The organism is Marilutibacter aestuarii, assembly GCF_006546775.1.
In the GTDB taxonomy this organism is placed as follows: Bacteria; Pseudomonadota; Gammaproteobacteria; order Xanthomonadales; family Xanthomonadaceae; genus Marilutibacter; species Marilutibacter aestuarii.
Map to the genome: position 1 here is coordinate 1 of NZ_VICE01000029.1, position 25,803 is coordinate 25,803.

The 25,803-nt window shown below is 69.5% G+C and carries 22 protein-coding genes; 8 read left to right on the forward strand and 14 right to left on the reverse strand.

Going from position 1 to position 25,803, the window contains the following annotated elements:
* On the forward strand, window positions 1-207 hold a 207-nt coding region (locus tag FKV25_RS03155; protein ID WP_211345351.1), incomplete at its 5' end, for a hypothetical protein.
* Window positions 208-484: 277 nt separating this feature from the next.
* On the opposite strand, the gene FKV25_RS03160 is transcribed toward FKV25_RS03155, so the two are convergent.
* From FKV25_RS03160 to FKV25_RS03180, 5 genes are all read right to left on the reverse strand, one after another.
* Window positions 485-913 (reverse strand): cupin domain-containing protein, encoded by a 429-nt coding sequence (locus tag FKV25_RS03160; protein ID WP_425462602.1) that lies wholly within the window; start codon window positions 911-913, stop codon window positions 485-487.
* A gap of 22 nt (window positions 914-935) precedes the next feature.
* Window positions 936-1,694 (reverse strand): 2-dehydro-3-deoxy-D-gluconate 5-dehydrogenase KduD, encoded by a 759-nt coding sequence (gene kduD / locus FKV25_RS03165; protein ID WP_141517346.1) that lies wholly within the window; start codon window positions 1,692-1,694, stop codon window positions 936-938.
* A 37-nt stretch (window positions 1,695-1,731) separates the two neighbouring features.
* Window positions 1,732-2,574 (reverse strand): 5-dehydro-4-deoxy-D-glucuronate isomerase, encoded by an 843-nt coding sequence (kduI, locus tag FKV25_RS03170; protein WP_141517347.1) that lies wholly within the window; start codon window positions 2,572-2,574, stop codon window positions 1,732-1,734.
* A 174-nt stretch (window positions 2,575-2,748) separates the two neighbouring features.
* A complete protein-coding gene (locus tag FKV25_RS03175) occupies window positions 2,749-3,816 on the reverse strand; it encodes a LacI family DNA-binding transcriptional regulator (RefSeq protein ID WP_141517348.1) in 1,068 nt (355 codons plus the stop codon).
* A 49-nt stretch (window positions 3,817-3,865) separates the two neighbouring features.
* Window positions 3,866-5,518, reverse strand: coding sequence for a family 43 glycosylhydrolase (locus tag FKV25_RS03180; RefSeq protein WP_141517349.1), 1,653 nt, complete (start codon window positions 5,516-5,518; stop codon window positions 3,866-3,868).
* 393 nt (window positions 5,519-5,911) lie between these two features.
* Here FKV25_RS03180 and FKV25_RS03185 point away from each other — a divergent pair, with 393 nt between their 5' ends.
* Window positions 5,912-7,345, forward strand: a complete 1,434-nt coding sequence (locus tag FKV25_RS03185) for a sugar porter family MFS transporter (protein ID WP_141517350.1) — start codon at window positions 5,912-5,914, stop codon at window positions 7,343-7,345.
* Between the two features lie 147 nt (window positions 7,346-7,492).
* Here FKV25_RS03185 and FKV25_RS03190 read toward each other — a convergent pair whose 3' ends face one another.
* Genes FKV25_RS03190 through FKV25_RS03205 form a run of 4 tightly spaced genes read right to left on the reverse strand, consistent with a single transcriptional unit; the run spans window position 7,493 to window position 11,170 of the window.
* Window positions 7,493-8,776: a TRAP transporter large permease gene (locus tag FKV25_RS03190; protein ID WP_141517351.1), complete on the reverse strand. Its 1,284-nt coding sequence runs from the start codon at window positions 8,774-8,776 to the stop codon at window positions 7,493-7,495.
* A 2-nt stretch (window positions 8,777-8,778) separates the two neighbouring features.
* The gene (locus FKV25_RS03195) at window positions 8,779-9,312 is read right to left on the reverse strand and encodes a TRAP transporter small permease (protein WP_141517352.1); all 534 of its coding nucleotides are present in this window, start codon (window positions 9,310-9,312) and stop codon (window positions 8,779-8,781) included.
* Window positions 9,313-9,320: 8 nt separating this feature from the next.
* On the reverse strand, window positions 9,321-10,310 hold the full coding sequence (locus FKV25_RS03200; RefSeq protein WP_141517353.1) for a TRAP transporter substrate-binding protein: 990 nt from the start codon (window positions 10,308-10,310) through the stop codon (window positions 9,321-9,323).
* Window positions 10,307-11,170, reverse strand: a complete 864-nt coding sequence (locus FKV25_RS03205) for a 2-keto-4-pentenoate hydratase (RefSeq protein ID WP_141517354.1) — start codon at window positions 11,168-11,170, stop codon at window positions 10,307-10,309. The genes FKV25_RS03200 and FKV25_RS03205 overlap by 4 nt, the downstream gene beginning before the upstream one ends.
* A gap of 144 nt (window positions 11,171-11,314) precedes the next feature.
* On the opposite strand from FKV25_RS03205, the gene FKV25_RS03210 reads away from it, so the two are divergent.
* The 4 genes from FKV25_RS03210 (at window position 11,315) to FKV25_RS03225 (ending at window position 16,241) form a co-directional block, all read left to right on the forward strand.
* Window positions 11,315-12,664 carry a pectate lyase family protein gene (locus tag FKV25_RS03210; protein ID WP_141517355.1) on the forward strand — a complete coding sequence of 450 codons (1,350 nt, stop codon included), beginning with the start codon at window positions 11,315-11,317 and terminating at the stop codon, window positions 12,662-12,664.
* A 98-nt stretch (window positions 12,665-12,762) separates the two neighbouring features.
* On the forward strand, window positions 12,763-13,716 hold the full coding sequence (locus FKV25_RS03215) for an alpha/beta hydrolase (protein WP_141517365.1): 954 nt from the start codon (window positions 12,763-12,765) through the stop codon (window positions 13,714-13,716).
* Window positions 13,706-15,349, forward strand: a complete 1,644-nt coding sequence (locus FKV25_RS03220; protein ID WP_141517356.1) for a carboxylesterase/lipase family protein — start codon at window positions 13,706-13,708, stop codon at window positions 15,347-15,349. The genes FKV25_RS03215 and FKV25_RS03220 overlap by 11 nt, the downstream gene beginning before the upstream one ends.
* Window positions 15,350-15,380: 31 nt before the next feature.
* Window positions 15,381-16,241 (forward strand): rhamnogalacturonan acetylesterase, encoded by an 861-nt coding sequence (locus FKV25_RS03225; RefSeq protein WP_141517357.1) that lies wholly within the window; start codon window positions 15,381-15,383, stop codon window positions 16,239-16,241.
* Window positions 16,242-16,502: 261 nt separating this feature from the next.
* Here the strand turns inward: FKV25_RS03225 and FKV25_RS03230 are convergent, their stop codons facing one another.
* Window positions 16,503-17,873 (reverse strand): pectate lyase family protein, encoded by a 1,371-nt coding sequence (locus FKV25_RS03230; RefSeq protein WP_141517358.1) that lies wholly within the window; start codon window positions 17,871-17,873, stop codon window positions 16,503-16,505.
* 163 nt (window positions 17,874-18,036) lie between these two features.
* The gene (locus FKV25_RS03235) at window positions 18,037-20,805 is read right to left on the reverse strand and encodes a TonB-dependent receptor (protein ID WP_141517359.1); all 2,769 of its coding nucleotides are present in this window, start codon (window positions 20,803-20,805) and stop codon (window positions 18,037-18,039) included.
* Window positions 20,806-21,446: 641 nt separating this feature from the next.
* Here FKV25_RS03235 and FKV25_RS03240 point away from each other — a divergent pair.
* Window positions 21,447-22,463: a sugar kinase gene (locus FKV25_RS03240; protein ID WP_141517360.1), complete on the forward strand. Its 1,017-nt coding sequence runs from the start codon at window positions 21,447-21,449 to the stop codon at window positions 22,461-22,463.
* Window positions 22,450-23,115 (forward strand): bifunctional 4-hydroxy-2-oxoglutarate aldolase/2-dehydro-3-deoxy-phosphogluconate aldolase, encoded by a 666-nt coding sequence (gene eda / locus FKV25_RS03245; RefSeq protein WP_141517361.1) that lies wholly within the window; start codon window positions 22,450-22,452, stop codon window positions 23,113-23,115. Before FKV25_RS03240 ends, eda begins: the two co-directional genes overlap by 14 nt.
* Here the strand turns inward: eda and FKV25_RS03250 are convergent.
* The 3 genes from FKV25_RS03250 to FKV25_RS03260 form a co-directional block, all read right to left on the reverse strand.
* Window positions 23,112-23,852: an endonuclease/exonuclease/phosphatase family protein gene (locus FKV25_RS03250; protein WP_211345352.1), complete on the reverse strand. Its 741-nt coding sequence runs from the start codon at window positions 23,850-23,852 to the stop codon at window positions 23,112-23,114. The genes eda and FKV25_RS03250 overlap by 4 nt on opposite strands.
* Window positions 23,853-23,925: 73 nt before the next feature.
* Window positions 23,926-24,789 carry a thiol:disulfide interchange protein DsbA/DsbL gene (locus FKV25_RS03255; protein WP_141517363.1) on the reverse strand — a complete coding sequence of 288 codons (864 nt, stop codon included), beginning with the start codon at window positions 24,787-24,789 and terminating at the stop codon, window positions 23,926-23,928.
* Window positions 24,790-24,920: 131 nt separating this feature from the next.
* On the reverse strand, window positions 24,921-25,580 hold the full coding sequence (locus FKV25_RS03260; RefSeq protein ID WP_141517364.1) for a thiol:disulfide interchange protein DsbA/DsbL: 660 nt from the start codon (window positions 25,578-25,580) through the stop codon (window positions 24,921-24,923).
* Window positions 25,581-25,803 lie beyond the last annotated feature (223 nt).

The window sequence follows — 25,803 nt, forward strand, 5'->3', positions numbered from 1 at the left end:
ATCAAGATCAAGATCAAGATCAAGATCAAGATCAAGATCAACGGCAACGGCAACGGCAACGGCAACGGCAACGGCAACGGCAACGGCAACGGCAAGACGCCGCGTAGCGTAGCCGTAGGATGGGTAGAGCCGAAGGCGAAACCCACCGTCGCCGCTGCCGGCCCGACGCACGATGGGTTTTGCTTCGCGCGACCCATCCTACGGTGATCGATCGGAACCCACGGAAAGGTCAACGGCTTCCGCCCTTTGGGCGGGTTCCTTTTGTCTTGGCAAAAGGAACCAAAACCGCGGGCTCCATCGGCCGCCGGTCCCGCTTCGCCGCACCGGTCCCCTGTGCGCCTCGGCCGTGGCGGCACGGCGCCCAAACTCGCTTCGCTCAAACAAGGGCGCCTCTCCGGCCGCCACGCCCTGCGGTGCTCGGCAGCCTCAACGTCGCGAAGGTCAAGATCAACGGCCACGGCCACGGCCACGGCCAGGCGGCGGGTCAGGGCGCGGCGGCGCGCTTGCGGTACACGATGAAGATCACCAGGTCTTCGTCGCCGCGCTGGTACAGGGCATGCGTGCTGCCGTCACGGGTCAGCACCGCGTCGCCCGGGCCCACCTCGTGGGTCGCGCCGTCGAGCATCAGTTCGCCGCGGCCGGACAGGACGTAGTAGATCTCGTCCTTGTCGTTGCGGTGCTCGCCGATGCTCGCACCGGGATGCAGGGCGCGCTTGCGGAAGATCGTCTCGAAGCCTTCGGCGTCGTCGAAGAACGGGTAGGCCGTGGTGGTGCCGGTGCCCGCGTGGGGCCCCGGTTGCTCGACGGCGATGTCGCGCTCGGACTCGACGTAGGAATCGCGACGCGGTTCGCCCGCGTGCGCGCCACCGGCCGCCATGAGGGCGGCCAGGGCGATGCCGGCGGGCGTGCCCATGCGCATGCCCCCCGCGCCGGTCTCAGCGCGCCAGCCAGCCGCCATCGACGGGGATCACCGCGCCGTTGACGTAGTCCGAGGCCGACGAGGCCAGGAACACCGCGGTGCCGCCCAGGTCGGCCGGCACGCCCCAGCGACCGGCGGGGATGCGGCCCAGGATCTCGGCGCTGCGGGCCTCGTCGGCGCGCAACTGGGCGGTGTTGTCGGTGGCCATGTAGCCGGGCGCGATCGCGTTGGTGGTCACGCCCTTGGACGCCCACTCGTTGGCGAGCAGCCGGGTGATGCCGGCGATGCCGCTCTTGCTGGCGGTGTAGGAGGGGACGCGGATGCCCCCCTGGAACGACAGCATGGACGCGATGTTGATGATCTTGCCGCGGCCCTGGGCGATGAAGTGGCGACCGGCGGCCTGCGACATGAAGAAGGCGGACTTGATGTTGACGTTCATGACGTCGTCCCAGTCCTTTTCGCTGAAGTCGACCGCGTCGGCGCGGCGGATCAGCCCGGCGTTGTTGACCAGGATGTCCAGGCCGCCCAAGCCCTCGAGCGTTTCGGCGATCACGCGGTCGATCGGCTCGACGCTCATCAGGTTGGCTTCGATCGAGACGAAGCGCCGGCCCAGGGCCTTGACCTTGGCCTCGGTCTCGGTTGGCGGCGCGATGCCGGCGGCGGCGATGTCCGCGCCGGCCTCGGCGAGCGCCAGCGCGATGCCCTGGCCCAGGCCGGTGTTGGCGCCGGTGACCAGCGCGACCTTGCCTTCCAGGCTGAACGGGTTGTGTGCCATCGATATCCCCTTGCGTGTGGGTGCTGGACCTGCGCGCTTACTTCAGCTGGCAGATGTCGAGCTGGTTCATGTCGGTGTAGTCGAGGTTCTCGCCGCCCATCGCCCAGATGAAGCAGTAGTTCTGCGTGCCCGAGCCCATGTGGATGGACCACGGCGGCGAGATCACCGCCTCGTTGTTGGCGATGACCAGGTGGCGCATGTCGGCCGGGTCGCCCATGAAGTGCATGACCCGCTCCTCGCCGAGGTCGAAGTAGAAGTAGATCTCCGAACGGCGGTCGTGCAGGTGCGGCGGCATGGTGTTCCAGACGCTGCCCGGCTTGAGGATGGTCAGCCCCAGCAGCAGCTGGCACGAGGTGCAGGTCGCCGGGACGATGTACTGGTAGATCGTGCGCTCGTTGCTGGTTTCCAGCGCGCCGCGCTCGAGCGGCACGGCGTTGGCGATCGAGATGTGCTTGACCTCGTGGCGGGTGTGCGCCGGCGTCGAGGCCAGGTAGAACAGCGCCGGACTGGCCGCGTCGGCCGAAGCGAAGCTGACCTCGCTGCCCATCGGCACGTACAGGCCATCCTTGGGCTCGAGCGCGTGGTCGGTGCCGTCGACGGTCACCGTGCCGGCGCCGCCGCCGACATTGACCACGCCCAGCTCGCGTCGCTCCAGGAAGGGCTTGCCGGCCGCGGAGGCGGGCTCGGTCTGCGCGGGCAGGGCGATGGGCGCATCGGTCGGGGCGGCACCGCCGATGACGAAGCGCTCGTTGTGCGAGTAGTTCAGCGTGACCTGCCCGGGCTTGAACAGGTCCGTGACCAGGTAGCGATCGCGGAGCTGCTGGTTGCTGGCGCCCTCCATCATGTCCGGGTGGGTGGCGTGGTAGGTCTTCTGGAACATCGTGTCGAGCCTCCGTGGTTGCGGTCGCGCAGGCCTTGGGCCGGGCGGTGAATCTGTCGTCGGCTGCCGATTCTACGGATTTCGGTAACCGGTGTCATTTTGCGCTGCGCCATGGCGCCCCCGGGCGCGTGGCGGAGCGGTCCGGGACTTGGGCCCGGCGCGGGAGGACGGGGCTCAGGTCTCGGGCGGCTGGCAGGAGTCGCGCACGATCAGGTGCGGGCGCACGCTCGCGAGGGGGCGGCCGCGGACGTCGTCGTCGGCCTGGATGAGCATGGCCGCGGCGACCCGGCCGGTGTCGCGGGTGTTGCGTCGCACCGAGCTGAGCGGCGGCCACAGGCGCGAGGCCAGCGGGCTGTCGTCGTAACCGATCACCGACAGCTGCCGGGGAATGTCGATGCCCATGCGCAGGGCGACGCGGTACACGCCGGCGGCCATTTCGTCGTTCGCGCAGAAGATCGCCGTCGGCCGGCGCTTGCCGGCGAGGAGCTTCTCCGCGGCGGCCACGCCGGACTCGAATGTGTAGCCGGCTTCCAGGATGCGTGACTTCGGCAGCTCGATCCCGCGCCGGGCCAGCGCGTCGACGAAACCGCCGGTACGCTCGATCGCCGAGCGGTAGCTCGACGGGCCGGTGATCACCGCCATGTCGCGGTGGCCCAGGGTCTGCAGGTAGTCGGCAGCCTCCGCGGCGCCATCGCGGTCGTGGGTGATCACCATGCGCGAATGGTCGTCGAGCGCCAGTGCGGCGATGCGGGTGTAGCGGCAGCCGATGCCGTCGAGCATGTCGGCCAGGGCCTGGTCCTCGGACACGCGCGGCACGAGCATCACCCCGTGCAGCTTCTGCTGCTGGACGAAGCGCCGCACCCCGTCGATGTAGCCCGGGCTGCGGCTGTCGCAGGGGTGGACGACCAGTTCGAAACCGGAATCGCGCAACGCGTCGAGCGCGCCGTACTGCATGTTGACGATGAACTGCGCGGTCGGGTTGTCGTAGACCATTCCAATCAGGAACGAGCGCCGGAACGCGAGCCCGCGGGCGAGCGGGTCGGGCACGTAGCCGACGTCGCGCATGAGCTTCTCGACCCGCTCCCGGGTTTCCTCGCGCACCAGCGGCGAGCGGTTGATGATCCGCGAGACGGTCTTCTTCGACACGCCCGCCAGGCGGGCGATGTCATTGATGGTCGCGCTCTTGCCCGGGGGCAGGGGCGCGTCGCTGGCGGTCTTCCGGGGTTTTCGGGGTGCGGGCATCCGATCGGGTCCGGCTCGGGGAGTCGTGCTGGGATGATAGCCGTTCGACTCAGTCGAGGGCCCGGTAGCGGTAATCGAGGAAGCGCACCTTGCCGTCGCCGGCGGCATACAGGCCCGGGCGCAGGGACAGGAAGCGGCCGGCCACGTTGTGGTGGTAACCCGAGAGCTCCATCTGCACGCCGTACTTGGTCCAGTCGCGGCCGTCCGTGCTGTGGTGGATGGTGAGGATCTGGTCGCGGTAGGTCATCCGCAGCCACAGCTCGCCGCCCGGACCGGGGGCCAAGCGCGCCGGGCGCTCCCGGCCATAGCGATGCATGATGAAGTCCTCGCCGTTGCTGCCGATGCCGGCGTACAGCCGATCGCTGTAGAACATCAGCGCGCCGCCCACGGCGCCGGGTTCGATCTGCATGTGGACTTCGAAGCTGTAGTCGCGGTCGCCGGCGATCTGGGTCAGCGGCGACGCATCGGCCGGCACCTTGCCCTTGGCCGCCAGCACCAGTGCGCCGTCCTCGAAACCGATGCGCGACATCTCGCCGGGCGCCGGATCGTAGAAGGCCCATTGCGGCCCCAGCGCCGGCCCGTCGAAGCGGTCCGACAGCGCCATGCCATGCGCGACCGCGGTGCCGGCCGGCTTGGGCAGCGGGGCGCCCAGGTCGCCGCCCTTCGCGACGAACCAGCCATCGTCGGTCCATTCGATGGGGTCCAGCAGGGCTTGTCGGCCCAATGTCCACAAGCCGTGCTCGTAGCCGTGGTAGACCATCCACCATTGCCCAGCGGTGTCCTCCACCAGGGTGGCATGGCCGCGCGACCACCAGTCCTCGCTGCGCGAACGGGTGCGCACGACCGGATTGTTGGGCGCGTTCTCCCACGGCCCGTGGATCGACTTCGAGCGCGCGACGATCACCATGTGCCCGGTGGGCGGGCCGGCGGTGCCGCCGACGGCGGTGACCATGTAGAACCAGTCGCCGCGACGGGTGATCTTGGGGCCCTCCTGGGCATAGCCCTCGACCACCCACTCCTCCGGATATTTCCAGCCGTCGTAGACGTGCTTGACCTCGCCGACGGTCGAAAGGCCGTCGTCGGCGAGGCCGACGTAGTCGCCGCCGCTGAGGAACAGATAGCGCTTGCCGTCCTCGCCGACCGCGTGGCCGGGGTCGATGTGGCCGGGCAGGCCGATGTTGACCGGTTCGCTCCACGGCCCTTCGATGTCGTCGGCCCAGACCACGTAGTTGCTGCGGCGGGTGCCTTCGGTGCCGCCGACGCGCGCCGGGAAATAGATGTAGTAGCGCCCCTCGTGGCGGACCAGGTCGGGCGCCCAGATCGAGCCGACGTTCTCGGTGATCGCGTGCCCCACCGGCGCCCAGTTGACCAGGTCGCGCGAATGCCAGATCGGCAGGCCGGGATAGGCATCGAAGGACGACAGCGTCATGTAGTAGTCGTCGCCCACCCGCAGGACCGACGGATCCGGGTGGTCACCGCCAAGGATCGGATTGAGGAAGGTCCCGTCGCCGAGGTCCGCCATGCGCTGGTTCTCGATGCCGCGGGCCCAGCGTGCATCCTGTGACTCGGCTGCCGCCGTCCTGCCTGCCGTGGTCCCGGCCGGTGTCGGCGGGTCCTGGGCGGCGCTGGTGCAGGCCGCGAGGGCGAGGCTGGCGCAGGTCGTGAGCAACAGGGCAAGGGCGCGCGGGGACGTTCCGGTCATCAGGGATCTCGCTTCGGAGGAGGCGGCGTCGATCGATGACACCGATGGTCAATCCGAAGCTATCAAAGGCACCGTGCCGAGGCATCGTGCGCTGCAGCAAGGATCGCGCAGACATTGCGGTTACAGTGCGGGCACCCGCGAGGGACCTGCCGAAGCGGAAATATGACACCGCTGGCCAAACTTCCAGCGCCCCGAAGGATCGCGGCCGACATCCAGTACGCCGGAAGATGCGGGTGAGCCAGTACGTCGGCCACCAGGGGGTGAAGCGGCGGATGCACGGCGGACCGGGGCCGTGTTACGTGAACCGGGTCCACCAGTACGAAGTGCGCTGAGCGCATCATCATCTCGCGGGCGGCATGCGCCCGCGCTCTCGACCAACCACGGGGATTGCACATGACGCCCAACCAGACCGCGACCGGCACGCCGGCCCGGGATACCGGGAACACCCGATTCATCCTGCTCATCAGCCTGGTCGCGACGATCGGCGGCTTCCTGTTCGGCTTCGACAGCGGCGTCATCAACGGCACCGTCGACGGCCTGCAGGCGGCGTTCCGCTCGGACTCGGTGGGCACGGGCTTCAACGTCGCCTCGATGCTGCTGGGCTGTGCGTTCGGCGCGTTCTTCGCCGGCCGCCTCGCCGATCTGTACGGGCGACGCGCGCTGCTGATCGTCGCCGCCGCCTTCTTCATCGTTTCGGCCTGGGGTTCGGGCGTGGCGACCTCGTCGCTGGAGTTCGTGGTCTACCGCGTGCTGGGCGGCCTCGCCGTCGGCGCGGCGAGCGTGATGTCGCCGGCCTACATCAGCGAGGTCTCGGCCGCGCACTACCGTGGCCGCCTGGCGACGGTGCAGCAGATCGCCATCATCGGCGGCCTGTTCGCCGCCTTCCTGAGCAACTACCTGCTGGCGAAGTTCGCCGGTGCCTCCACCCAGCCGCTCTGGGGCGGGCACGAGGCCTGGCGCTGGATGTTCTGGATGGAGGTCGCCCCGGCCGCCCTGTTCCTGGTCGCGTTGATGTTCATCCCGGAGAGCCCGCGCTTCCTGGTGGTCAAGAAGCGCAACCAGCAGGCCCTGCAGGTGCTGGTCCGCCTGTATGGCCCGACCGCCGGGGCGGCCAAACTCGGCGAAATCGAGGCATCGCTGGCCCGCGACCACCACCGCCCGCAGCTGTCGGACCTGGTGTCGCGCGCCACGGGCCGGCTGCGGCCGATCGTCTGGGTCGGCATCGGCCTGGCGACGTTCCAGCAACTGGTGGGCATCAACGTGGTGTTCTACTACGGCGCGGTGCTCTGGCAGGCGGTGGGCTTCTCGGAAAGCGATGCGCTGCTGATCAACGTACTGTCGGGCGCGCTCAGCATCGGCGCCTGCCTGCTGACGGTCGTGCTGATCGACCGGATCGGGCGCAAGCCCCTGCTCTGGGTCGGTTCGCTGGGCATGGCGGTCACGCTGGGCCTGGTCACGGTGGCCTTCGCCACCGGCTCGCTGGATGCGGCCGGCACGCTGCAACTGTCGGACTCGATGGGCGTGCTGGCGCTCGTGGCGGCCAACATCTACGTGGTCTTCTTCAACCTGTCCTGGGGCCCGGTGATGTGGGTGATGCTGGGGGAGATGTTCCCGAACCAGATCCGCGGCTCAGGCCTGGCGGTCGCCGGCCTGTTCCAGTGGGGCGCGAACTTCGCCATCACCATCACCTTCCCGGTAATGCTCGCCGGCATCGGCCTGGCGGCCACGTACGGCTTCTACGCCGCGTCCGCGTTCGTGTCGATCTTCTTCGTCCTGCGCTACGTGCACGAGACCAAGGGGCGTGAGCTGGAGCAGATGGAAGGATAGGGAGTTGGACGTGCTTGGGGATTGGTGATTGGGCGTGCGCGCGGAGCTGGCGACTAGCCGGCGCGTCCGCCGGCCCGGTTGGGTACGGCGCCATCACCCGCGGTGACGCCCGTGCGCCGTGGCGCACGGGCGGAGATGCATCGGGCCTCAGGCCTTGAGCAGCGCCGGGAGCCAGAGCGACAGTTGCGGGAACACCGCCACCACGATCAGCACGGCGATCGCCGCCAGCCAGAACGGCCAGATCGAGCGCATGCTTTCGCCGATGCCGATCTTGCCGATCGCCGTGCCGACGAACAGCACCGAGCCCACCGGTGGCGTGACCAGGCCGATGCCACCGGCTAGGACCAGGACGGTGCCGAACTGCAGCGGATCCACCCCGAAGGCCTTGGCCACCGGCAGGAAGATCGGCGTGCAGATCAGGATCATCGGCGCCAGGTCCATGAAGGTGCCCAGCAGCAACAGGATCACCACGATCACCAGCAGCACCGTGTAGCGGTCGTCGGCGATGCGGCCCAGCAGTTCCACCGCTGCCGCGGGCACCTGCAGGTAGGCGAGCAGCCAGCCGAACAACGCCGCGGTGGCGATCACGAACAGGATCACGCCGGTCGTCCTGGAAGCATGCGCGACTGCGCCGCGGAACGCCTTCCAGTCGAGCATGCGATAGATCGCCAGGGTCACCAGCAGCGCGTACACCACCGCCACCGCGGCGCTCTCGACCGCGGTGAAGATGCCGGCGCGGATGCCGACGAAGATCAACGCGACCAGGCCCAGCCCGGGCAACGCCGCGATCAGTCGCAGCATCACCGCGCGCATGCCGGGGAACGGCTCGACCCCGTAGCCGCGGCGGCGCGCGATCATGTAGCCGGTGAACATCAGGGTCACCGTCATCAGCAGCGCGGGCAGGATGCCGGCGGCGAACAGGTCGGCGATCGAGATGCCACCGCCGACTGCGGCCGAGTACAGGATCAGGTTGTGCGACGGCGGCACGAGCAGCGCCACCAGCGCCGCGGTGATGCTCACGTTGACGGCGAAGTCGCGGTCGTAGCCGCGGTTGACCATCTGCGGGATCATCGTGCCGCCCACTGCGGAGACATCGGCGATCGCCGAGCCGGAAACGCCACCGAAGAACAGCGAGGAAAGCACGCTGACCTGGCCGAGGCCGCCGCGGATGCGGCCGACCAACGCGGCCGCCAGGCTGATCAGGCGTTCGGAGATGCCGCCGCGCATCATGATCTCGCCGGCGAAGATGAAGAGCGGGATCGCGATCAGCGAGGCGGTGCCGATGCCGGCGCCGACCTGCTGCACGAGTACGATCGAAGGCAGGCCGAGGCTGAGCAGGACCACGAGCGAGGCCGCGGCCAGCGAGTAGGCCACCGGCACCCCGAGCAGGAGCAGCACCAGGAAGGTGCCGAACAACAATGCGATGTCCATGGTCAGGCCTCCCCGTTCTCGATCGTGGCCGCGGCACCCCGCCACAAGCGGGGCAGGGCGAACAGCACCATCAGCGCGCCGCCGAGCGACAGCGGCAGGAAGGCGATGCTTTGCGGGAGCGGCGCACCGGCCATCCGGATGTCGATGCCATCGAGCAGCAGGCGCGTGCCCCAGGCCGCCAGCACGCCGCCGATCGCGATGGTCACCACGGCGGTCAGGCGTTCGGAGCCACGACGGGCGGGCTCGGGCAACGCCTGCGCGAGCAGGTGGAAACGGAAGTGGCGGTCTTCATGCACCGCCGCCGCCGCGCCCAGGCTCATCGCCGTGGCGAGCAGCAGCAAGGTGACGGGTTCGGTCCAACTGGGCGAGTCGTTGAGCACGTAGCGTGCGAACACCTGCCACCCCTGGACCACGACGAGGCCGAGGAGTGCGATGCCGGCGACGCCGATGGACAGCGACGCGAGGCGGTCGAGCAGGCGCAGGCCCGCGGCGCGTGGCGCGGCGGGAGGGGCGGTGTGGGTAGTGGCGGGCGTCATCGCGCTCCTCATGCGAGATCGCGGATGGCGCGGTAGAGCGGCGCGATCCGTTCACGGTTCAGGTAATCGTCGAGCAGCGGCCTGGCCGCCTGGCGGAAGGCGGCGACGTCGACCTCGTTGATCGCGACGCCGGCCTCGACCACGGCCTTGCGCGCGGCGGCTTCTGATTCGTCCCACAGGCGACGCATGACCTGGACGGACGCGCGGGCCACGTCGGTGACGAGCGCGCGGTCGCGCGGTGCCAGCGAATCGAGGCTGCGCCGCGACATCAGCAGCAGGTCCGGGGCGTAGGAATGCTCGCTCTGCGACCAGAAGCGCGCGGCTTCGAACTGTCGGCTGGAATGGAAGCTGCGCATGTTGTTCTCCGCGCCATCGATCAGGCGCGTCTCAAGTGCCGAGAACACGGCGCCGTAGGACAGCGGCGTCGGGTTGGCGCCGAACAGCCTCAGCAACTGGATGAAGATGTCCGAGCCGGGCACGCGGAACTTGAGGCCATTGAGGTCGGCCGGGACGTGCAGCGGGCGCTGGGTGTTGTAGAAGCAGCGCGCGCCGCTGTCGTAGATCGCCAGGCCGACCAGGTCGCGCGCCGCGAAACTCCCGAGGACCGCGGCGCCGACCTCCCCGTCCAGCGCGCGGCGCAGGTGCGGCACCGAATCGAACACGTACGGCAGGCACAGCGCCTGGGTCAACGGGAACGCATTGTTGAGCGCACCGCTGTAGACGCGGGTGATGTCGATGGCGCCGAACCGGGCCATGTCGATCGCCTCGGCTTCGCGACCCAGCTGGCCGGAGTGGTAGAGGCGGATGCGCAGGCGGCCCTCGGTCTCGCGGGCCAGGGTGTCGCCGATCCACTTCACTGCCTCGACCGTGGGGTAGCCGTCGACGTGGACATCGGTCGCGGTCAACGCACCGTCGGCGGTCTTGCCGAAGGCCGGGAGCACGGGCGCGGAGAGGGCGGCGCCTATGCCGGCGGCCAGGAAGCGTCGCCGGTCCATCATGCCGCGCGGCCCTCGCCGCCCTCACGCTTCGTGCCGGTGGCGGCGACGGCGCGTACCTCCAGGTCTTCGTGTCCCACGAAACTCACCCGCGCGTTCTGTCCCGCCACGATATCGTGGATGCCGGTGGCGTTGCCGGTCGCGATCAGCGTGCCGGCCTTGAGCGGGCGCCCGCGCCGGGCCGAGCGCGAAAGCGCGAACGCATACGCGGCCCGCAACCCACCCGGCAACGTGGTGGCGCCGCCGGTGCCGACGCACGCGCCCTCGATCCAGGTCTCCGCCCGCAGCTGGGGTTCGGGGATCGCGCGCCAGTCGGGGATCTCGCGACCGAGCACGAGACCATTGTTGTTGCCGAAGTCGGAGACCACCACGCGGGGCCCGAGCACGTTGATCGTGGCGAGGGGACTGCTGGCCACCTCGATGCCGGTGAACAGGCGCGCAGGCAGGGCTTCGGCTTCCGCGGCCGTCCAGTCGAGTTTGTCGGCGGGGGCGTCGGCCTCGAGCCGCAGGACGTACTCGGCTTCGATCGCGCCGAATCCACCGCCAAACACCGGTACGTCGGTACGGCCGTCGGCGGGCCACACCTGGTGCGCGAAGATCGGGCCCAGCAGGCGCTCGTCGCCGGAGGCATCGCGGCGGTCGGGATGGATATAGCCGACCTTCCAGCCGACGACCTCGTCGTCCCACGCGTCGATCGCCAGGTCCTGTACGGCATAGGCGGCCAACAAGTCCGCCGGGATCGTGCCGGGAAAGTCCGGTAGCGACCAGCCTTCGCGCCTGGCCCGGACGAAGGCATCGGCGATCGCGGCCGCGTCCCCGCCCTGTTGCGTCGCATCCCTCGCGTTGTCGTTGCCCTTGCTCAAGTCGCTCCCTCCCGAATCGATGTTGCGGTGCACATGGCGTGCCCTTGGTCTACTCGTATATGGTAAACCGGTGTCATTTTCAATGTGCAGTGCGGCAAAACACTTCGCGCTAACGTGGAGCGGCCGCGAATCCGGAGGAAGTCCATGCAGTCGATCTGTTCTTCGCCCGTCCGTTGGACCGGTGCCCTTGTCCTGCTGTTGTCGATGGCGATGCTGGGCGCGCCTGCGGTCGCCGCCGGGACCGATCCGCAAGCGCTGGCATTCCCGGGAGCGCAAGGCTGGGCGGCGCATACGCCCGGCGGGCGAGGGGGGCGGATCATCAAGGTGACCACCCTGGATGCCGAGGGCCCGGGCTCGTTCAGCGAGGCGGTGAAGGCCAAGGGGCCGCGCACCGTGGTGTTCGAAGTCGGTGGCGTCATCGACCTGGGCATGAAGACCGTGCGCATCGACGAGCCCTTCTTGACCATCGCTGGACAAACCGCGCCGCGACCGGGCGTGACCTTCATCAAGGGTGGCCTGGTGGTGGCCGCGCACGACGTGGTGATCCGCCATATCCGGGTGCGCCCCGGCGATGGTGGCCTGCCGAAGATGGCCGGCGTGGACTTCGATGCCATCACCACCACGCGCGGCGCGCACGACGTGATCGTCGACCACTGTTCGCTGACCTGGGCCACCGACGAAAACCTGTCGGCGTCGAGCACGCGCTTCGCCGGCGAGTCCGAGGCCGAGTGGATGCAGAACGCCTCTCGGCGGATCACCTTCAGCAACAACATCATCGCCGAGGGCCTCGCCCACGCGACCCACGGCAAGGGCGAGCACTCCAAGGGCACCCTGATCCACGACCACGTCAACGACGTGCTGATCGTCGGCAATCTCTATGCCCACAACTACGAGCGAAATCCGCTGTTCAAGGGTGGCGCCCGCGGACAGGTCATCAACAACCTGATCTACGACCCGGGCCAGCGCGCGATGCACTACAACCTGATCGCCGAGGAGTGGATCGACCATCCCTACTCGCGGGGCCAGATGGTGTCGCGCGGCAACGTGATGCGAGCGGGCATCTCGACCGAGGAACTGGCCCTGTTCACCGTCGGCGGCTCGGGCGACATCGACGTCTTCTTCGACGACAACCTGGCACTGGACCGCATCGGCCGACCGCTGCCGATGGAAGGGCGCTATACCACCGCCCCGGTCGAAGTGAAGCCGATGGCGAACGCGCCGGCCCTGCCGTTCGGCGTCGAGCTGCTGCCCTCGGCGCAGGTCCAGGATGCCGTGATCGCGACCGCCGGCGCCCGGCCCTGGGACCGCGACGACACCGACCGTCGCATCCTCGCGGACACCATCGAGGGCCGCGGCACGATCATCGACAGCCAGGACCAGGTGGGCGGCTACCCCGTCCACGCGCCCACGCGCCAGGCCTTCGTCGCCGCCGACTGGGACCTGGACACGATGGAACCGCTCAAGCCGCTGGAGCGGCGCGAGCCGCTGAAGTAATGCGGTGGCGTGGTGGATGCCCGGCCTCGCGCGCTGCGCGCGTCGCCGGCCCCGGGCGCAGGGGGCGTCGGCGCTGGTTGGGTGGACTGCTCGTGTCCATGTTGCTGGCCTCGCAGCCCGCGCTCGCGGAGACGCCGTCGTCGGAGACCGGGGCCGACCTCGATTCGCGGGTGTTCCTGTGGCCCGGCGAGACCGGACCTGGATCCGCCGCGGTCGGGATCGAGCAGCGGATCGTCGAGCGTAGCGACGATCCTGCCTTGCCGGATCGCGTCGTCACCGGCGTCACCCGGCCCTACCTCGTTGTCCATCGGCCGGTGCGTGCCAATGGCCGCGCCCTGCTGGTGATCCCGGGCGGCGCGTACCGGCGAATCGTCCTCGACAAGGAAGGCTCCGCGCTGGTGCCGGTGTTCGCTGACGCGCTGGGTTACACCCTGTTCGTGTTGCGCTACCGCTTGCCGGGCGAAGGCCACGTCGGCGCGCGCGACGTGTCGGTGGCCGACGCACAGCGCGCCATGCGCGTGATACGCGGCCAGGCCGATCGCTGGGGCATTGATCCGGGCCGGATATCGGCGATGGGCTTTTCCGCCGGCGGCCATGTCGCGGCGAGCCTGGCGATGCGCCACGACGAGACCTTCAACCCGCCCGTGGACGCGTTCGACCGGCTCGATGCGCGTCCCCAGGGCGTGCTCCTGCTGTATCCGGTGATCGACATGGGCGCGCACGCGCACGCGGTCTCGCGCGAGCACCTGCTCGGGCCCGATCCTTCGCCGACGGACGTCGCGGCCTATTCGATGCAGAACCGCGTCCGCGCCGGCATGCCCCCGGTCTTCCTCCTGCATGCCGCCGACGACACCAGCGTCGCAGTGGCCAACAGCCTGCAGCTGTATACCGCCCTGCGCGAGGCCGGCGTGCCCACCGAGATGCATCTCTATCCGCGCGGCGGACACGGCTTCGGCGTGCGCGACATCGGCGGCAGCAGCCTGTCGCTGTGGCCGCGCGTGGCCGATGCCTGGCTGCGCCACCTGGAAGCTGGTGAGACCGATGAGCATTGAGCGTCCCACCGCCCGTCCCGACGATCCAGTGCGTCGGCGCCTGCTGTCCCTCACTGCCGGGGTGGCGGGCGTGCTCGCCGCCAGCGCCTTCCTGCCCGGCGTGCACGCAGCTGCCGGCGGCACACATCCGCTGGCGACGACCCGTAGTGGCCGGGTGCGCGGCTTCCGCGACCGCGGCATGCTGGTGTTCCGCGGCATCCCCTACGGCGCCGACACCGGTCCCCGGCGGTTCCGGCCCGCGTTGCGCGAGCAGCCCTGGGATGGCGTGCGCGACGCCCTGGCGTTCGGCGCCGCGAGCCCGCAGCGCGACGAAGGCGAATCCACCAGCGAGGACTGCCTGTTCCTCAACGTCACCACGCCGGCGCTGCGCGATGGCGGTCGCCGCCCGGTGCTGGTCTACATCCACGGCGGCGGTTTCAACAACGGGTCGGGAAGCGATCCGCTCTACGACGGCGTGAACCTGTGCACCCGCGGCGACGTCGTGGTGGTCACCGTCAACCATCGGCTCAATGCCTTCGGCTACCTGTACCTGGGCAACCTCGGCGGCCCCGCCTATGCCGATTCCGGCAACGTGGGCCAGCTCGACCTGGTGCAGGCCCTGCACTGGGTGCGCGAGCACGCGGCGGAGTTCGGCGGCGATGCCGGCAACGTCACCGTTTTCGGCCAGTCCGGCGGCGGCGCCAAGATCGCCACGCTGATGGCGATGCCGGCCGCGCGCGGCCTGTTCCATCGCGCATGGACCATGAGCGGCCAGCAGGTCACCGCGGCCGGTCCGCGCGCGGCGTCCCAGCGCGCGGCGCTGCTGATCGAGGCCGCGGGCCTGCCCGCGGGCGACATCGACGGCCTGCTGCGCCTGTCGCCGGCGCGGCTGCTCGACGCCGCGCGGGTGCGCGACCCCTCCCGCGTGGAAGACAGCAGCCTGTATTTCGGGCCGGTGATGGACAGCGGCCGGTTGCCGGTGCATCCGTTCTGGCCGGAGGCGCCCGCGCAGTCCGCGGCCATCCCCATGGTGATCGGCAACACCCGCGACGAAACCCGAGCCTTCCTGGGCAACGATCTCGCCAACTTCACGCTGGACTGGGAGCGCCTGCCGGAACGGCTGGAGAAGCAGCAGTTCGTCGACATCCGGCCGCAGGCGGTGATCGACGCGTACCGCCGCCTGTATCCGGACTACACGCCCAGCGAGGTCTTCTTCGCCGCGACCACCGCCGGGCGCTCCTGGCGCGGCGCCGTCGAGGAGGCCGAAGCGCGCGCGCGCCAGGCGGCCGGTGGAGGCGCGCCCACCTGGGCCTACCAGCTCGACTGGTATCCCGACACCGACGACGGCCGCCGGTTCCGCGCCTTCCACACGCTCGACATTCCACTGGTGTTCGACAACACCGCCCAGCCCGGTTCCCGGACCGGCGATGGCGCTGCGGCGCGCGCGATGGCCGCGCGCATGAGTGCGGCGCTGCTGGCCTTCGCCCGCGGCGGCGATCCCAACCACGGCGACCTGCCGCACTGGGCGCCGTACACGTTGCCTGAGCGCCAGACCCTGGTGTTCGACGATGCCAGCCGGCTCGAAGACGACCCGCGTGGCGGCGAGCGCCGGCTTTACCAGCGGGTGCCCTTCGTCCAGCGCGGCACGATGTGAGCGATCCGACACGACCCTGCAGGAGACCTTCATGAAGATCCTCGTTCCCCTCGTGGCCGCCTGCCTGCTGGCCACGGCAGGTCCCGCCGGCGCGCAGGCCACGGCGACGCAGTCCCGGCCGGCGCCGGTGCCCATCCATGCCGACAAGATCATCCTGGTCGGAGACTCGACCACCCAGGTGCTGAGCGGCTGGGGCGGCGTGTTCTGCTCAAGGCACGTCAGCGCCTTCGTCGCCTGCGTCAACCTGGGGCGCGGCGGCCGCAGCAGCTACAGCTACCGCGCCGAAGGATCGTGGGACATCGCCTTGGCCGAGATGAAGACCGGTGCCTACGACGACACCTGGGTCCTGGTGCAGTTCGGCCACAACGACCAGCCGGGCAAGCCCGGACGCTCCACCGACCTGGCCCGTGAGTTCCCCGCGAACATGCGCCGCTACGTCGAGGAGATCCGCGCCGCCGGCGCGAAACCGGTCCTGGTGACGCCCCTTGCCCGGCGGATGTTCAAGGACGGCCGCCTGGACGACGACCTGCAGCCCTGGGCCGACACGGTGCGCCGCATCGCCCGCGAGATGGACGTACCGCTGGTCGACCTGCACGCGCGCAGCATGGCGGCCGTGCAGGGCATGGGCCCGGTCCAGGCGATGACCCTGGCCGGGAGCCCGCCACCGTCCTGGATGGCGGCCGCCGCGCAGACGGGCACCACGGTCGACCACGACGTGCCGCCACCGCCGGAGGTGCCCGCGGACCCGACCGGCCGCGCACCGCTGGGGCAGCCGAAGCGTCAGTTCGACTACACCCACCTCGGCGATACCGGCGCGGCGTTCTTCGCCGCCATCGTCGCCGACGAACTCACCCGCGTCGTGCCGGGCCTGCGCGAGCGCATGTATCCCTGACCGCCAACGGCAGACCGTGGGACTGGAGACGGTGGAGCTGCGCCGCGCGCGCGGCGGCGATTGGCGAAAGGGCCTTCGTGGACGCCTCGCCCGGAAAAAAAAGAAGAGCAGTGGGCGAACCCTGAGTCGGCGCGACTTCGGGACTCGCGCCGACGCCGGCCGGACCGCGGCGGACGGGAGAGAGTCGACCGCCCGCGCCCCCTGGATCCGGACGCCCACCACCCGCGACGCCAGCGGGCGTCGCGACACGCAGGTGCGAAACTACTTCATCGGACCCGCGCCCAGCAGCACCCGCACGGGCACCGAAACCGTCGGATCGATGCGCGGGTACAGGGTGGGGGTCCAGCCGACGTCGTCGCCCAACGATGTGCCGTTGGCCGCGTTGAACGCGTCGACCACGTCGACCTCGTGCCGGCGGGAGAACCCGTTGACCCAGGTCCCTTCGACGTATGCCGCGGTGCCCTTGTAGGTCTCCAGGAACAGGTCCGGGGTCACGCCTGGCGGCACCAGGAAATGGTTGTTCTGCGCGAACAGGGCCGACTCGATGCCGATGCCCCAGCTGTACCCGTAGCGCGCGGCGCCCGCGAGCGAGAGGCTGTACTGGTTGTTGTAGACATGCGCCTGGCCGAAGCGGAGCCGCGGGACGCGCTGGCCCAGGTCGTGGAACAGGTTGTGGTGGAGGGTGATGCGCAGCCGGTTACGGTCGGCGCTGGCACTGTCCGACGAGCCGACCAGCATGGCCTTGTCGTGATTGGCCAGGATGTTCCATGAGACCGTCACGAGGTCGGAGGCATTGGTGATGTCGATCAGGCCGTCGTGCACCTGGTAGAGCCGTCCGAAATAGCTGGGCTGCCCTTCGTCCGCCGTGGCATCGTCGAAGAAGGCGTTGTGATCGATCCACACATGGGTGGCGTTGCGGATCGAGATGGCGTCGTAGAGCGAATTCCAGTTGCCCGCCTCGCCATCGGTCGGATCCCAGGCCGGGAAGCAGTCGAAGGTATCGACGAAGCTCAGGTTGCGGACGATCACGTTGGCCGGGGCGTTGCTGCTGCCGCTGCCGGGGCGGATGTCGAGCCAGGCCCCACGCAGGCCGGCGCCGCGGGTCACGCCGACGAGGGTGGTGTTGGGCGGCACGCGGATGCGGATCCGGGCCGCCTGGGCATCGGCGGACGCATCACGCGCACGTTCCTGCGGACCGGACGGCTCTTCGTCCCGGCCCCAGGTGGCCGGATCGTAGTCGGCCAGGTACTGGGCCAGTGAGTATGTCTCGCCGGTCTCGGGGTCGGCGCGGGCATAGTCCGCGCAATCGAGAGGGGCGTTGGCGTCGTCGACGTTGGCGTCGATCATCGCGGCGATCCGCACGATCTTCGGCGTCGCATCGGGATGGCCCAGTGCGGCGACGAGTTCGTTGCGCGTGGTCACGGTGAATACGTGGGCGGCGTCGGCACTGGCACCGCCGGTGGTGCCATGGGGCATTTGAGCGGTGGCAAGCGCCGCCCAGCCGTCGTTGGGGCCGAGGATTTCGCGACTGACGTCGGGTGGCCCATGGAGGTCGCCGGCCGCGGCCGGGAGGGAGGCGGCGAGCAGCAGCGCGAGCGCGCTGGCCAGGCAGGACAGGGGTCGGGCATTCATCGAGCGGCTCCTTCTTGCGGGTCGGGAAAGGAGGCGAGCGGGGTGTGGCGTGGGGGCGTTCGCCGACAGGCACTTCGATGCCACGGGACTTGCGTCGGGCGGCGGGGGCCGCCGATGGAAAGGGCCCGGCATGGAACGCCACGCCGGGCCCTGGGGTGCTGCGTCAGAAGCGGTAGCGGAAGCCGAGCTTGTAGGTGCGCCCGGTGTGGTCGTACTCGTAGCGGCGGTAGGTGTTGATGTCGGTCCAGCGGTCCTGGTAGTCGTCGGTCAGGTTCAGTGCCTCCAGGGTCACCTCGAAGCTGTCGTTGATCTTGTAGTTGGCCGATGCATCGACGTTGAAGGTACCGTCGTAGCCCTCGAACACGTTGCCGGTGCCGCTGGTACCGGTCAGGTAGTCGCTGCGGTAGGCGGCGGAGGCGCGGGCGCTGAACTTCTCGTTCTCGTAGTACAGGGTGAAGTTGTACGAGTGGTTGGACAGGCCGAACAGGCGCTCGGTGATCGTCTGGCTGCCGAAGGTGTAGTCGCGGTCGGAGTCGACGTAGGTGTAGTTGCCGATCATGCCCATGTTGCGGATGACGGGCACGGTCTCGGTCATCACCGCGAAGGGCATCTGGAAACCGATCTCGTAGCCCTGCACCTTGCCGCCGGGGCCGTTCTCGACGCTGCGGATCTCCCACGGCCGCCCTTCCGGATCCTGGGCGGCCGGCGAGGTCGGCACGAGCAGGTCGAGCGGCAGGCCGGTCGAGGCATAGGTGCCGGTGCGCTCGGAGGAGATCGGGCTGGACTCGATGTCCTTGTAGAACAGCGCCAGCGAGAGGATCGATTCAGGCGCGAAGTACCACTCCAGCGACATGTCGTAGGCGTCGGCGCGGGTCGGATCGAGGTAGGGATTCTGGTAGGTGACGCGATAGTTGAAGCTGTCCACGCTGCCACCGGGCGAGAGGCTTCCCAGGCCGGGTCGCGTCATCACCTTGGCCGCCGACACGCGCCAGATCAGGTCGTCGGTGATCGAGTAGGCCGCGTTGAACGAGGGCAGGGTATCGGTGTACGTCGGGCGGTCGATGGTGACGTACGCACCGGAGTTGTAGCCGCTCGAGGTCTGCTCGGTCTCGACGTAGCGCACGCCCGCGTTGAAGGCCAGGGTGCGGTCGAAGACCAGCGTGTTGCCGTTGAGCTGCAGGAACACGCCGGTATCGTTCTCGCTCACCGTGCGGATGTTGCCCTGGTCCAGGCGGACCGGTCGGCCGTTGAGGTCGATGAAGTCGACCCAGGCATCGAGGTCGGGGATCAGCCAGCGCGTGGTCGAGCCGGGGCCGGTGTCGCCGTCGAAGTCATAGATCTCCGAGAGGTCGTCCGTCGCGGGGATGCCGTACTCGCCCGGTGCGCAGGTGTAGATGTCGGACGCACAGACGCCGGTGTCGCGCAGGCCGCCCCAGGTGCTGAAGGAGAACTGCCGGTAGTTGACGCCGGCCTGCAGGGAGTAGTCCGTGCTGAAAGCCCACTCGACATCGGCGGTGACCGTGTCGAAATCGTGCTGGGTGCTGGTCGGGCGGTCGCGGAATTCGGCCATCTGGAAGTTGGCCGGGTCGGTGACGTCGCCGCCGTTGAAGCCGATCACCGGGAACTCGTCGTCGCTGTAGTCGTAGTAGAAGCCGTTGTAGTCGCGGTCGTCGTAGACGAACGTGCGCTCGTAGGGGAACTCGAGCGAGGATCGCGCGCTGCCGATCAGCGCGTGGCCGGTCACCGTGTCGCCGAACGCCTGCTCGACGTTGACGGTCCACTGCTTGAACTCGCTGTCCCAGGCCTTCTCGAACGCCTCGTTGCGGACCCAGGCGTTGTTGACCTCCATCATCGTGAGGTTGTTGGTGGCCGGGTCGATGGTGTAGTCGAGCACATCCATCCCGCCTTCGTTGCCGCGGAACAGCACCTCGCCCCACTTCTCGCCGCGCGAGGCATCGAGCTTGGAGTACAGCAGGTCGAGGTTGATGCGCGTGCCCTCGGCCGGGCGCAGTTCCAGCGAGCCGGTCAGGCCCAGGCGCTCGCGCTTGACGTCGATCTCGCCGTAGCGCGGGATGCGCGGATGGAACGCATTGCCCACTTCCAGGCATCCGGCGTCGCTGGGGTTGGCCGCGCAATCGACGCCGCGCACGGAGCGGAAGTCGGCCTGCTGCCAACGCACGGTGTTCTGGCCGAGCTCGAGCGTCTGGTCGTCGGAGTAGGCGGCCGAGAACGACACCGCCCAGGTGTCGGACGGCGAGCGGAACGCGTAGAGCGCGGCGACGCGCGGATCCACGCCGTCGGTGAGGTCGTTGACCTGGCCCTGCACGTTGGTGACGAAGGTGCTGCCGACCTTGTAGCCGAACGGCCCGCCGGTGTTGAGGTCGACGATCGCGCCCAGCGAGCCTTCGTCGAGCGAGGCTTCGGCGGTCTTGTGCACGACCACCGAATTGAAGAGTTCGGACGCGAACACGTTGTAGTCGAAGTCGCGGCCGCGGTTGGGGCCGCCTTCGCCACCCGACGAGGCGATCGCCTCCATGCCGTTGATGCGCACGCGGGTGTACTCGCCCGACAGGCCGCGCACGGAGATGTTGCGGCCTTCGCCCGAGTCGCGGGTGATGGTGATGCCGGGGATGCGCTGCAGCGACTCGGCGATGTTCTGGTCGGGGAAGTCGGCGATGTCCTCGGCGACGATCGCGTCGACCGCCCCCACCGCGGCGCGCTTCATCTCCAGGCCTTCGGCGAGACTGGCACGGAAGCCGGTGACGACGACGGCATCGAGGTCGGTCGCGGTGGCGTCCTGCGATTCTTCGACGGCGGCAGCCGGGGCGGCCTCCTGCGCGTGCACGGCCTGGGGCGACATCTGCAGGGCCAGGGCAATCGCGCTGGCGAGCAGGGTAACCGGTGTCTTTCCTGAGAAACGTTGGAGCTGCATGGATCCCCTCCCAAAAGGACGAAGTTGGCTCTGAGTGCCACTTTTATGTGATTGACGGTGCCGGATATGTCGCCTGGATATGCAATGACACCGCTGGCCAAAACCCTAACAAAAGCTCGGGGGAACATCATGCTGCGCTGCGGTAAGCCGGTCATGTGCTTTCAAGTAGCGGAAAAATAACGCTTTTTCTGCGCAATGTTTTTGCCGCAAAGCACAAATTCCCGGCTCCGCGAAAACGCCTGCCGGTCTCGACCGTCATTGCGGGGGAGCAATCCGTGACCCTGGCCGGGTTCGGGGCGTGCTGCGGCGTCGGTGGGACCCGGATGGGCGGGCGCAGCACCCCCCCGCCGGCATCGAGGCGGTCGCGATCGCGCCAGAGCACCGTGGGACGGTGTTCCATGGTGCATTCGGGTCGGCTCGGCCATGCGCGGCGGGCGACGCGAGCCGTCGGCGTGCGCGACGGCGATCGAAGCTTGCGCGATCTTGACTCGCGGTGGCGGATTGATATGGTGGCCTCGCCCGCGGAATGACACCGATAGCCAACAGATCCGTCGGCCACCTGTTACGTCCCATCCCGGCCTCCGCCACGCTGGCATGCGCGCCGGGAAGCTTCAATGATGCAAACCCGACTGGAGGCGGCCATGCCGCGAAGCACACTGATCTGCTACGGCGAACTGCTCTTGCGCCTGGGCGCGCCCGGGCGCCAGACCCTGCTGCAGACGCCGGCCCTCGAGGTTCACGTCGGTGGGGCCGAAGCCAACGTCGCGGTGTCCCTGGCGCGCATGGGCCATCGCGTCGGGATGGCCGGCACGGTCGCCGACAATGCACTGGGCGCGCATGCGCTGGGCGAACTGCGCCGGCACGGCGTCGATACCCGCCACGTGCGCGTGGCGCCCGGTCGCATGGGCCTGTACTTCCTGGAGACCGGGGCCGGGCACCGCCCGAGCGACGTGCTCTACGACCGGGCGGACTCGGCGTTCACGCGCGCCGCGGCCCTCGACTGGGCAGCCTGCCTCGAGGGTGCGCGGTGGCTGCACCTGTCCGGCGTCACGCCGGCGCTGGGCGACGCGTGCGCGCAGGCGGCGATCGAGGCGGCCGAGGCCGCCGTGGCCGCGGGCGTGCAGGTCAGCTTCGACGGCAACTTCCGGGCGAAGCTGTGGGAGGCCTGGGACAGCGATCCGCCGGCGATCCTGCGGCGTTTGATGGCCACGGCGACGGTGCTGTTCGCCGACCATCGCGACATGGCGGTCGTGCTGGGCGCGGACTGCGACGCGGCGGACGTCGCCGGCAAGGTCGTCCAGGCCGCGGGCCACGCCTTCGAGGCCTTCCCGCGGTTGCGCTACTTCGCCTGTACCCAGCGCGTGCAGCACGACGTCGACCATCACGAGCTCTCCGCGATGCTGGTCGAGCGCGATGGCCGCGTGCATGCCACGCCGGTCCACGCGCTGCGCAACGTGGTCGACCGGATCGGCGGGGGGGATGCCTTCGCCGCCGGGGTGTTGCATGGCCTGCTGGAGGAAGCCCCGGCCGGTGAGGCGCTGCAGTTCGGCCTGGCGGCCGCCTGCCTCAAGCATTCCATCCCCGGCGACTTCAACCTCGTCGGACGCGGCGACGTCGAGCACTTCCTGTCGGCGGAGGGCTTCCATGTCCGGCGCTGAGCCACCGACTGCCCCGGACGCCTGGTCCCGGCTGCTGGGCGGCGACCGGGTGGTGCCGGTCTACACGCCATCCAGCGTCGCCGAGGCGCTCGAGGTGGGCGCTGCCCTGAAGCGCGGCGGGCTGCATTCGGTGGAGGTGACCTTGCGCACCCCCGTCGCGATCGAGGCGGTGCGCGCGCTGGCGGAGTCCTGCCCGGGCCTCGCGGTCGGCGCCGGCACGGTGCTCGACGCCGGCCAGCTCGAACAGGTCCAGCGCGCGGGCGCCGCGTTCGCGGTGTCGCCCGGCGGTACGGCCGCGCTCATGCGGCTCGCGGTCGACATGGGCCTGCCTTACCTGCCGGGCGTGGTGACCGCCAGCGAACTGATGGTCGGACTCGGCGAGGGCTACCGGATGTTCAAGATGTTCCCCGCCGAACCGATCAATTCCCTTGCCCTGCTCAAGGCCTGGGCCGGACCGTTCGCGGACGTCGGCTTCTGTCCCACCGGTGGTATAGACCTTGGGCGCGCACAGGCCTATCTGGCGCGATCCAATGTCGTCTGTGTCGGCGGTTCGTGGTTGACGCCCGGCGATGCACTCGCGGCATGCGACTGGGACGAGGTCGAACGCCGCGCGGCCGAGGCGGCGCGGATGTCCGCGGTGGGCGGCGTCTAGCGCTGCAGCGCCTCGCCGGGGATGTCGAGGTCCATCGACAAGGCCAGGTGGTCCGACCACGCCGCGGGCAACGCCAGTGCCTCGGCGCAGACCAGGCCATCGCTGGCGAGGATGTGGTCGATCGCGCGCGTCGGTCGCCACGCCGGAAATGTCAGCACCTCGCACGCGGGCGGTTGCAGCCGCGTCTGGCGGAACAATTGCTGCATCTCCGGCCGGTCGATCGGTGCGTTGAAGTCGCCCATCAGCACCGCGTGCGGGTGGTCGTGGAGCAACTCGGCGATGAAGGACAGTTGCGAGGCCCGCGACTGCTTGCCCAGCGACAGGTGGGCGATGGCCACCAGCAGGCCCAGGTCGCCTTCGCCGAAGCGCGCCAGCAGCACGCCGCGCCCGGCGATGCGGCCGGGCAGGGCGTGGTCGGTGACCTCGATCGGCTCCAGCTTGCTCAACAGACCGTTCGCGCTGGACGCGACCCCGCCGACGCTGCGGTTGGGCTGGTGGCTCCAGTAATCGAAGCCACCGCGCTGGGCGAGGTAGTGGGTCTGGTTGGTGAAGCCCGAGCGCAGACTGCCCGGGTCGCTCTCGTTCAGTCCGACGATGTCGTGCTCGCCCGCAACGCGCGCGATCACGTCCAGCGCGCCGCGCTTGTTGCCGGCCGGCAGCACGTGCGACCAGCTTCGGGTCGCGTAGTCACTGTAGCGCCGCGTGCTGGAGCCGGCCTGGATGTTGGCGCTGAGCAGCTTGAGGCGGCGCCGGTCGCTGGGGGCCTGGATCATGGCGACGGGCGACGCTTCTGCGCGCAATGCAAAGGACTTACTCGGCACCTTCGGCGGCAGGCGCCGCGGGCGCCGTCGCCATCGCCGCACGCTCCATCGCGACCAGGTGGTCGGTGATGCGCAGGCGGTCTTCGAAGCTGTTGCCGCCGATCACGCGGTACTTGCCGTTGACGATCAGGTCCGGGGTGGATTCCACGCCGCTGCGGGCGAGGAACTGGCCGACGCGCTTGAGCTTGGCGTTGACGGCGAAGCTGTCCATCGTCGACGCGAACTTCTTCGGATCCACGCCATGCTTGGTGTAGAACGCCGCGATCTGATCGTTGCTGGCGACGGTCGGCGGCGCGGGCATCGAGCGGTCGACGTGGATCGCGTTGAACATCGCGGCATGGCTCTGCTCAAGCACGCCCAGTGCCTCGGCGGCATAGAAGGCGCGGGCATACGGCTCCCAGTAGCCGCCGAACGGCGCGGCGAGCGCCACGACCTTGACGTCGGCGGGCTGCTTGGCGGTCCAGCTCTCGAACAGCGGCTCGAAGTGCGCGCAGTGCGGGCAGGTGTAGCCGAAGACCTCGACGACCTCGATCTTGCCCATCGCCGGGGCATAGGGCTGGCCACCGGCGATCTCGACATAGTCGGTGCCGGCGACCGGCGCGGGACCTGCAGGCGGCACGACCGGATTCGTGTTCGGGCCGGCCTCGGCCTTGGCTTCGCTGGTTGCAGCGGTCCCGGTGTCGCCCGCGGCGGTCGTGGACGTGGCGGGCGCGGTCTCGCCGCTACCCGCCGCCGGTGCGGCGGTTTCGGCGGTCGCGGTCGCGGCGTCCGGATCCGGGGCGTCGGTCTGGGACGAGCAGGCACCCAGCAGCATCGAGGCGGCCAGGAGCAGGGGAAGCAGGCGGGAAGTCATCGGGCATTCTCCGGGTAGGAAAGAGCGGTCGAGGCGCCATCCAGCGAGGGCACGGCGCGACCGGCGTGGTGCAAGGATACCGGCACTGGGCATGCGCCGCGTGGACGGCGGTCAGGTTCGGGCGGCAGGGTTCAGCGCCCGGCGGCGCGCTCGCGTTCCACCAGTGCGCTGGCGATCCGGAGGTTGTCCTCCAGGGTGCGTCCGAGCACGCGATAGCGGCCATTGACGATCAGCGTCGGCGTGCCCTCCACGCCCATCGCCAACGCGAAGTCGCGCGCCGGCTCGATCCTGGCCAGGGTCGCCGGGGCGCTGGCGGCGGCGCGGAAGCGGTTCTTGTCGACCCCAAGGCCCGCATAGAACGCAGTCAGTTCGTCCAGCGTGGGGTTGGCCGGCAGTTCGCGGCTGTCATGGATGCCCTTGAAGGTCGCCGCGTGGGTACGGGCGAGGGCATGGATCGAATCGGCGGCGAAATAGGCCACCGCGAGCATGTCGTCGGGATTGCGCGGCAGCGGCAGGTAGGACACCCGCACGTCCTTGCCTTGCTGCTGCTTCCAGCGCTCCAGCATCGGCTCGAAGTTCGCGCAGTGGTGGCACCAGTAACCGAATACCTCCACGACCTCGATCTTGCCGTCGGCCGGTCCCAGGCGCTTGCCATCGGCGATTTCGACGTAGTCGGTGCCGGCAACGGGCTCGGCCGCGCGCGACGGGGCGGGCATCACGGTCGCCAGGGCGGCCAGCAGCAGTGCGAGCCACGGTGCCGAAGTGGATCGGGACAGGAGAGTTGCAGTCATCGGGACAGCCTCGTCGTACGGGGCGCCGGGGCGCCATGGGCGGGAAGGCGGACGGAGACCGCCCCTGGAACGAAAAACGCCGGTCGCGCGATGCGGCCGGCGTTGTCGGGTCCGGCATCCCCGGCGGGGCCGGGAAGCCGCTTGAGACCGTCGGGACGCCCGCGAAGTTCCGGTGGCGTCCCCAGGCCCCTGGGTCAGGCGCCTTCGGCCGGCTCCGCCATGG

What these genes read in the sequence shown, in the direction of transcription:
- FKV25_RS03160 (WP_425462602.1), bottom strand. Translation starts at nt 913, where the DNA reads ATGGGCACGCCCGCCGGCATCGCCCTGGCCGCCCTCATGGCGGCCGGT.
- kduD (WP_141517346.1), bottom strand. Translation starts at nt 1,694, where the DNA reads ATGGCACACAACCCGTTCAGCCTGGAAGGCAAGGTCGCGCTGGTCACC.
- kduI (WP_141517347.1), bottom strand. Translation starts at nt 2,574, where the DNA reads ATGTTCCAGAAGACCTACCACGCCACCCACCCGGACATGATGGAGGGC.
- FKV25_RS03175 (WP_141517348.1), bottom strand. Translation starts at nt 3,816, where the DNA reads ATGCCCGCACCCCGAAAACCCCGGAAGACCGCCAGCGACGCGCCCCTG.
- FKV25_RS03180 (WP_141517349.1), bottom strand. Translation starts at nt 5,518, where the DNA reads ATGACCGGAACGTCCCCGCGCGCCCTTGCCCTGTTGCTCACGACCTGC.
- FKV25_RS03185 (WP_141517350.1), top strand. Translation starts at nt 5,912, where the DNA reads ATGACGCCCAACCAGACCGCGACCGGCACGCCGGCCCGGGATACCGGG.
- FKV25_RS03190 (WP_141517351.1), bottom strand. Translation starts at nt 8,776, where the DNA reads ATGGACATCGCATTGTTGTTCGGCACCTTCCTGGTGCTGCTCCTGCTC.
- FKV25_RS03195 (WP_141517352.1), bottom strand. Translation starts at nt 9,312, where the DNA reads ATGACGCCCGCCACTACCCACACCGCCCCTCCCGCCGCGCCACGCGCC.
- FKV25_RS03200 (WP_141517353.1), bottom strand. Translation starts at nt 10,310, where the DNA reads ATGATGGACCGGCGACGCTTCCTGGCCGCCGGCATAGGCGCCGCCCTC.
- FKV25_RS03210 (WP_141517355.1), top strand. Translation starts at nt 11,315, where the DNA reads ATGCAGTCGATCTGTTCTTCGCCCGTCCGTTGGACCGGTGCCCTTGTC.
- FKV25_RS03215 (WP_141517365.1), top strand. Translation starts at nt 12,763, where the DNA reads ATGTTGCTGGCCTCGCAGCCCGCGCTCGCGGAGACGCCGTCGTCGGAG.
- FKV25_RS03220 (WP_141517356.1), top strand. Translation starts at nt 13,706, where the DNA reads ATGAGCATTGAGCGTCCCACCGCCCGTCCCGACGATCCAGTGCGTCGG.
- FKV25_RS03225 (WP_141517357.1), top strand. Translation starts at nt 15,381, where the DNA reads ATGAAGATCCTCGTTCCCCTCGTGGCCGCCTGCCTGCTGGCCACGGCA.
- FKV25_RS03230 (WP_141517358.1), bottom strand. Translation starts at nt 17,873, where the DNA reads ATGAATGCCCGACCCCTGTCCTGCCTGGCCAGCGCGCTCGCGCTGCTG.
- FKV25_RS03235 (WP_141517359.1), bottom strand. Translation starts at nt 20,805, where the DNA reads ATGCAGCTCCAACGTTTCTCAGGAAAGACACCGGTTACCCTGCTCGCC.
- FKV25_RS03240 (WP_141517360.1), top strand. Translation starts at nt 21,447, where the DNA reads ATGCCGCGAAGCACACTGATCTGCTACGGCGAACTGCTCTTGCGCCTG.
- eda (WP_141517361.1), top strand. Translation starts at nt 22,450, where the DNA reads ATGTCCGGCGCTGAGCCACCGACTGCCCCGGACGCCTGGTCCCGGCTG.
- FKV25_RS03255 (WP_141517363.1), bottom strand. Translation starts at nt 24,789, where the DNA reads ATGACTTCCCGCCTGCTTCCCCTGCTCCTGGCCGCCTCGATGCTGCTG.
- FKV25_RS03260 (WP_141517364.1), bottom strand. Translation starts at nt 25,580, where the DNA reads ATGACTGCAACTCTCCTGTCCCGATCCACTTCGGCACCGTGGCTCGCA.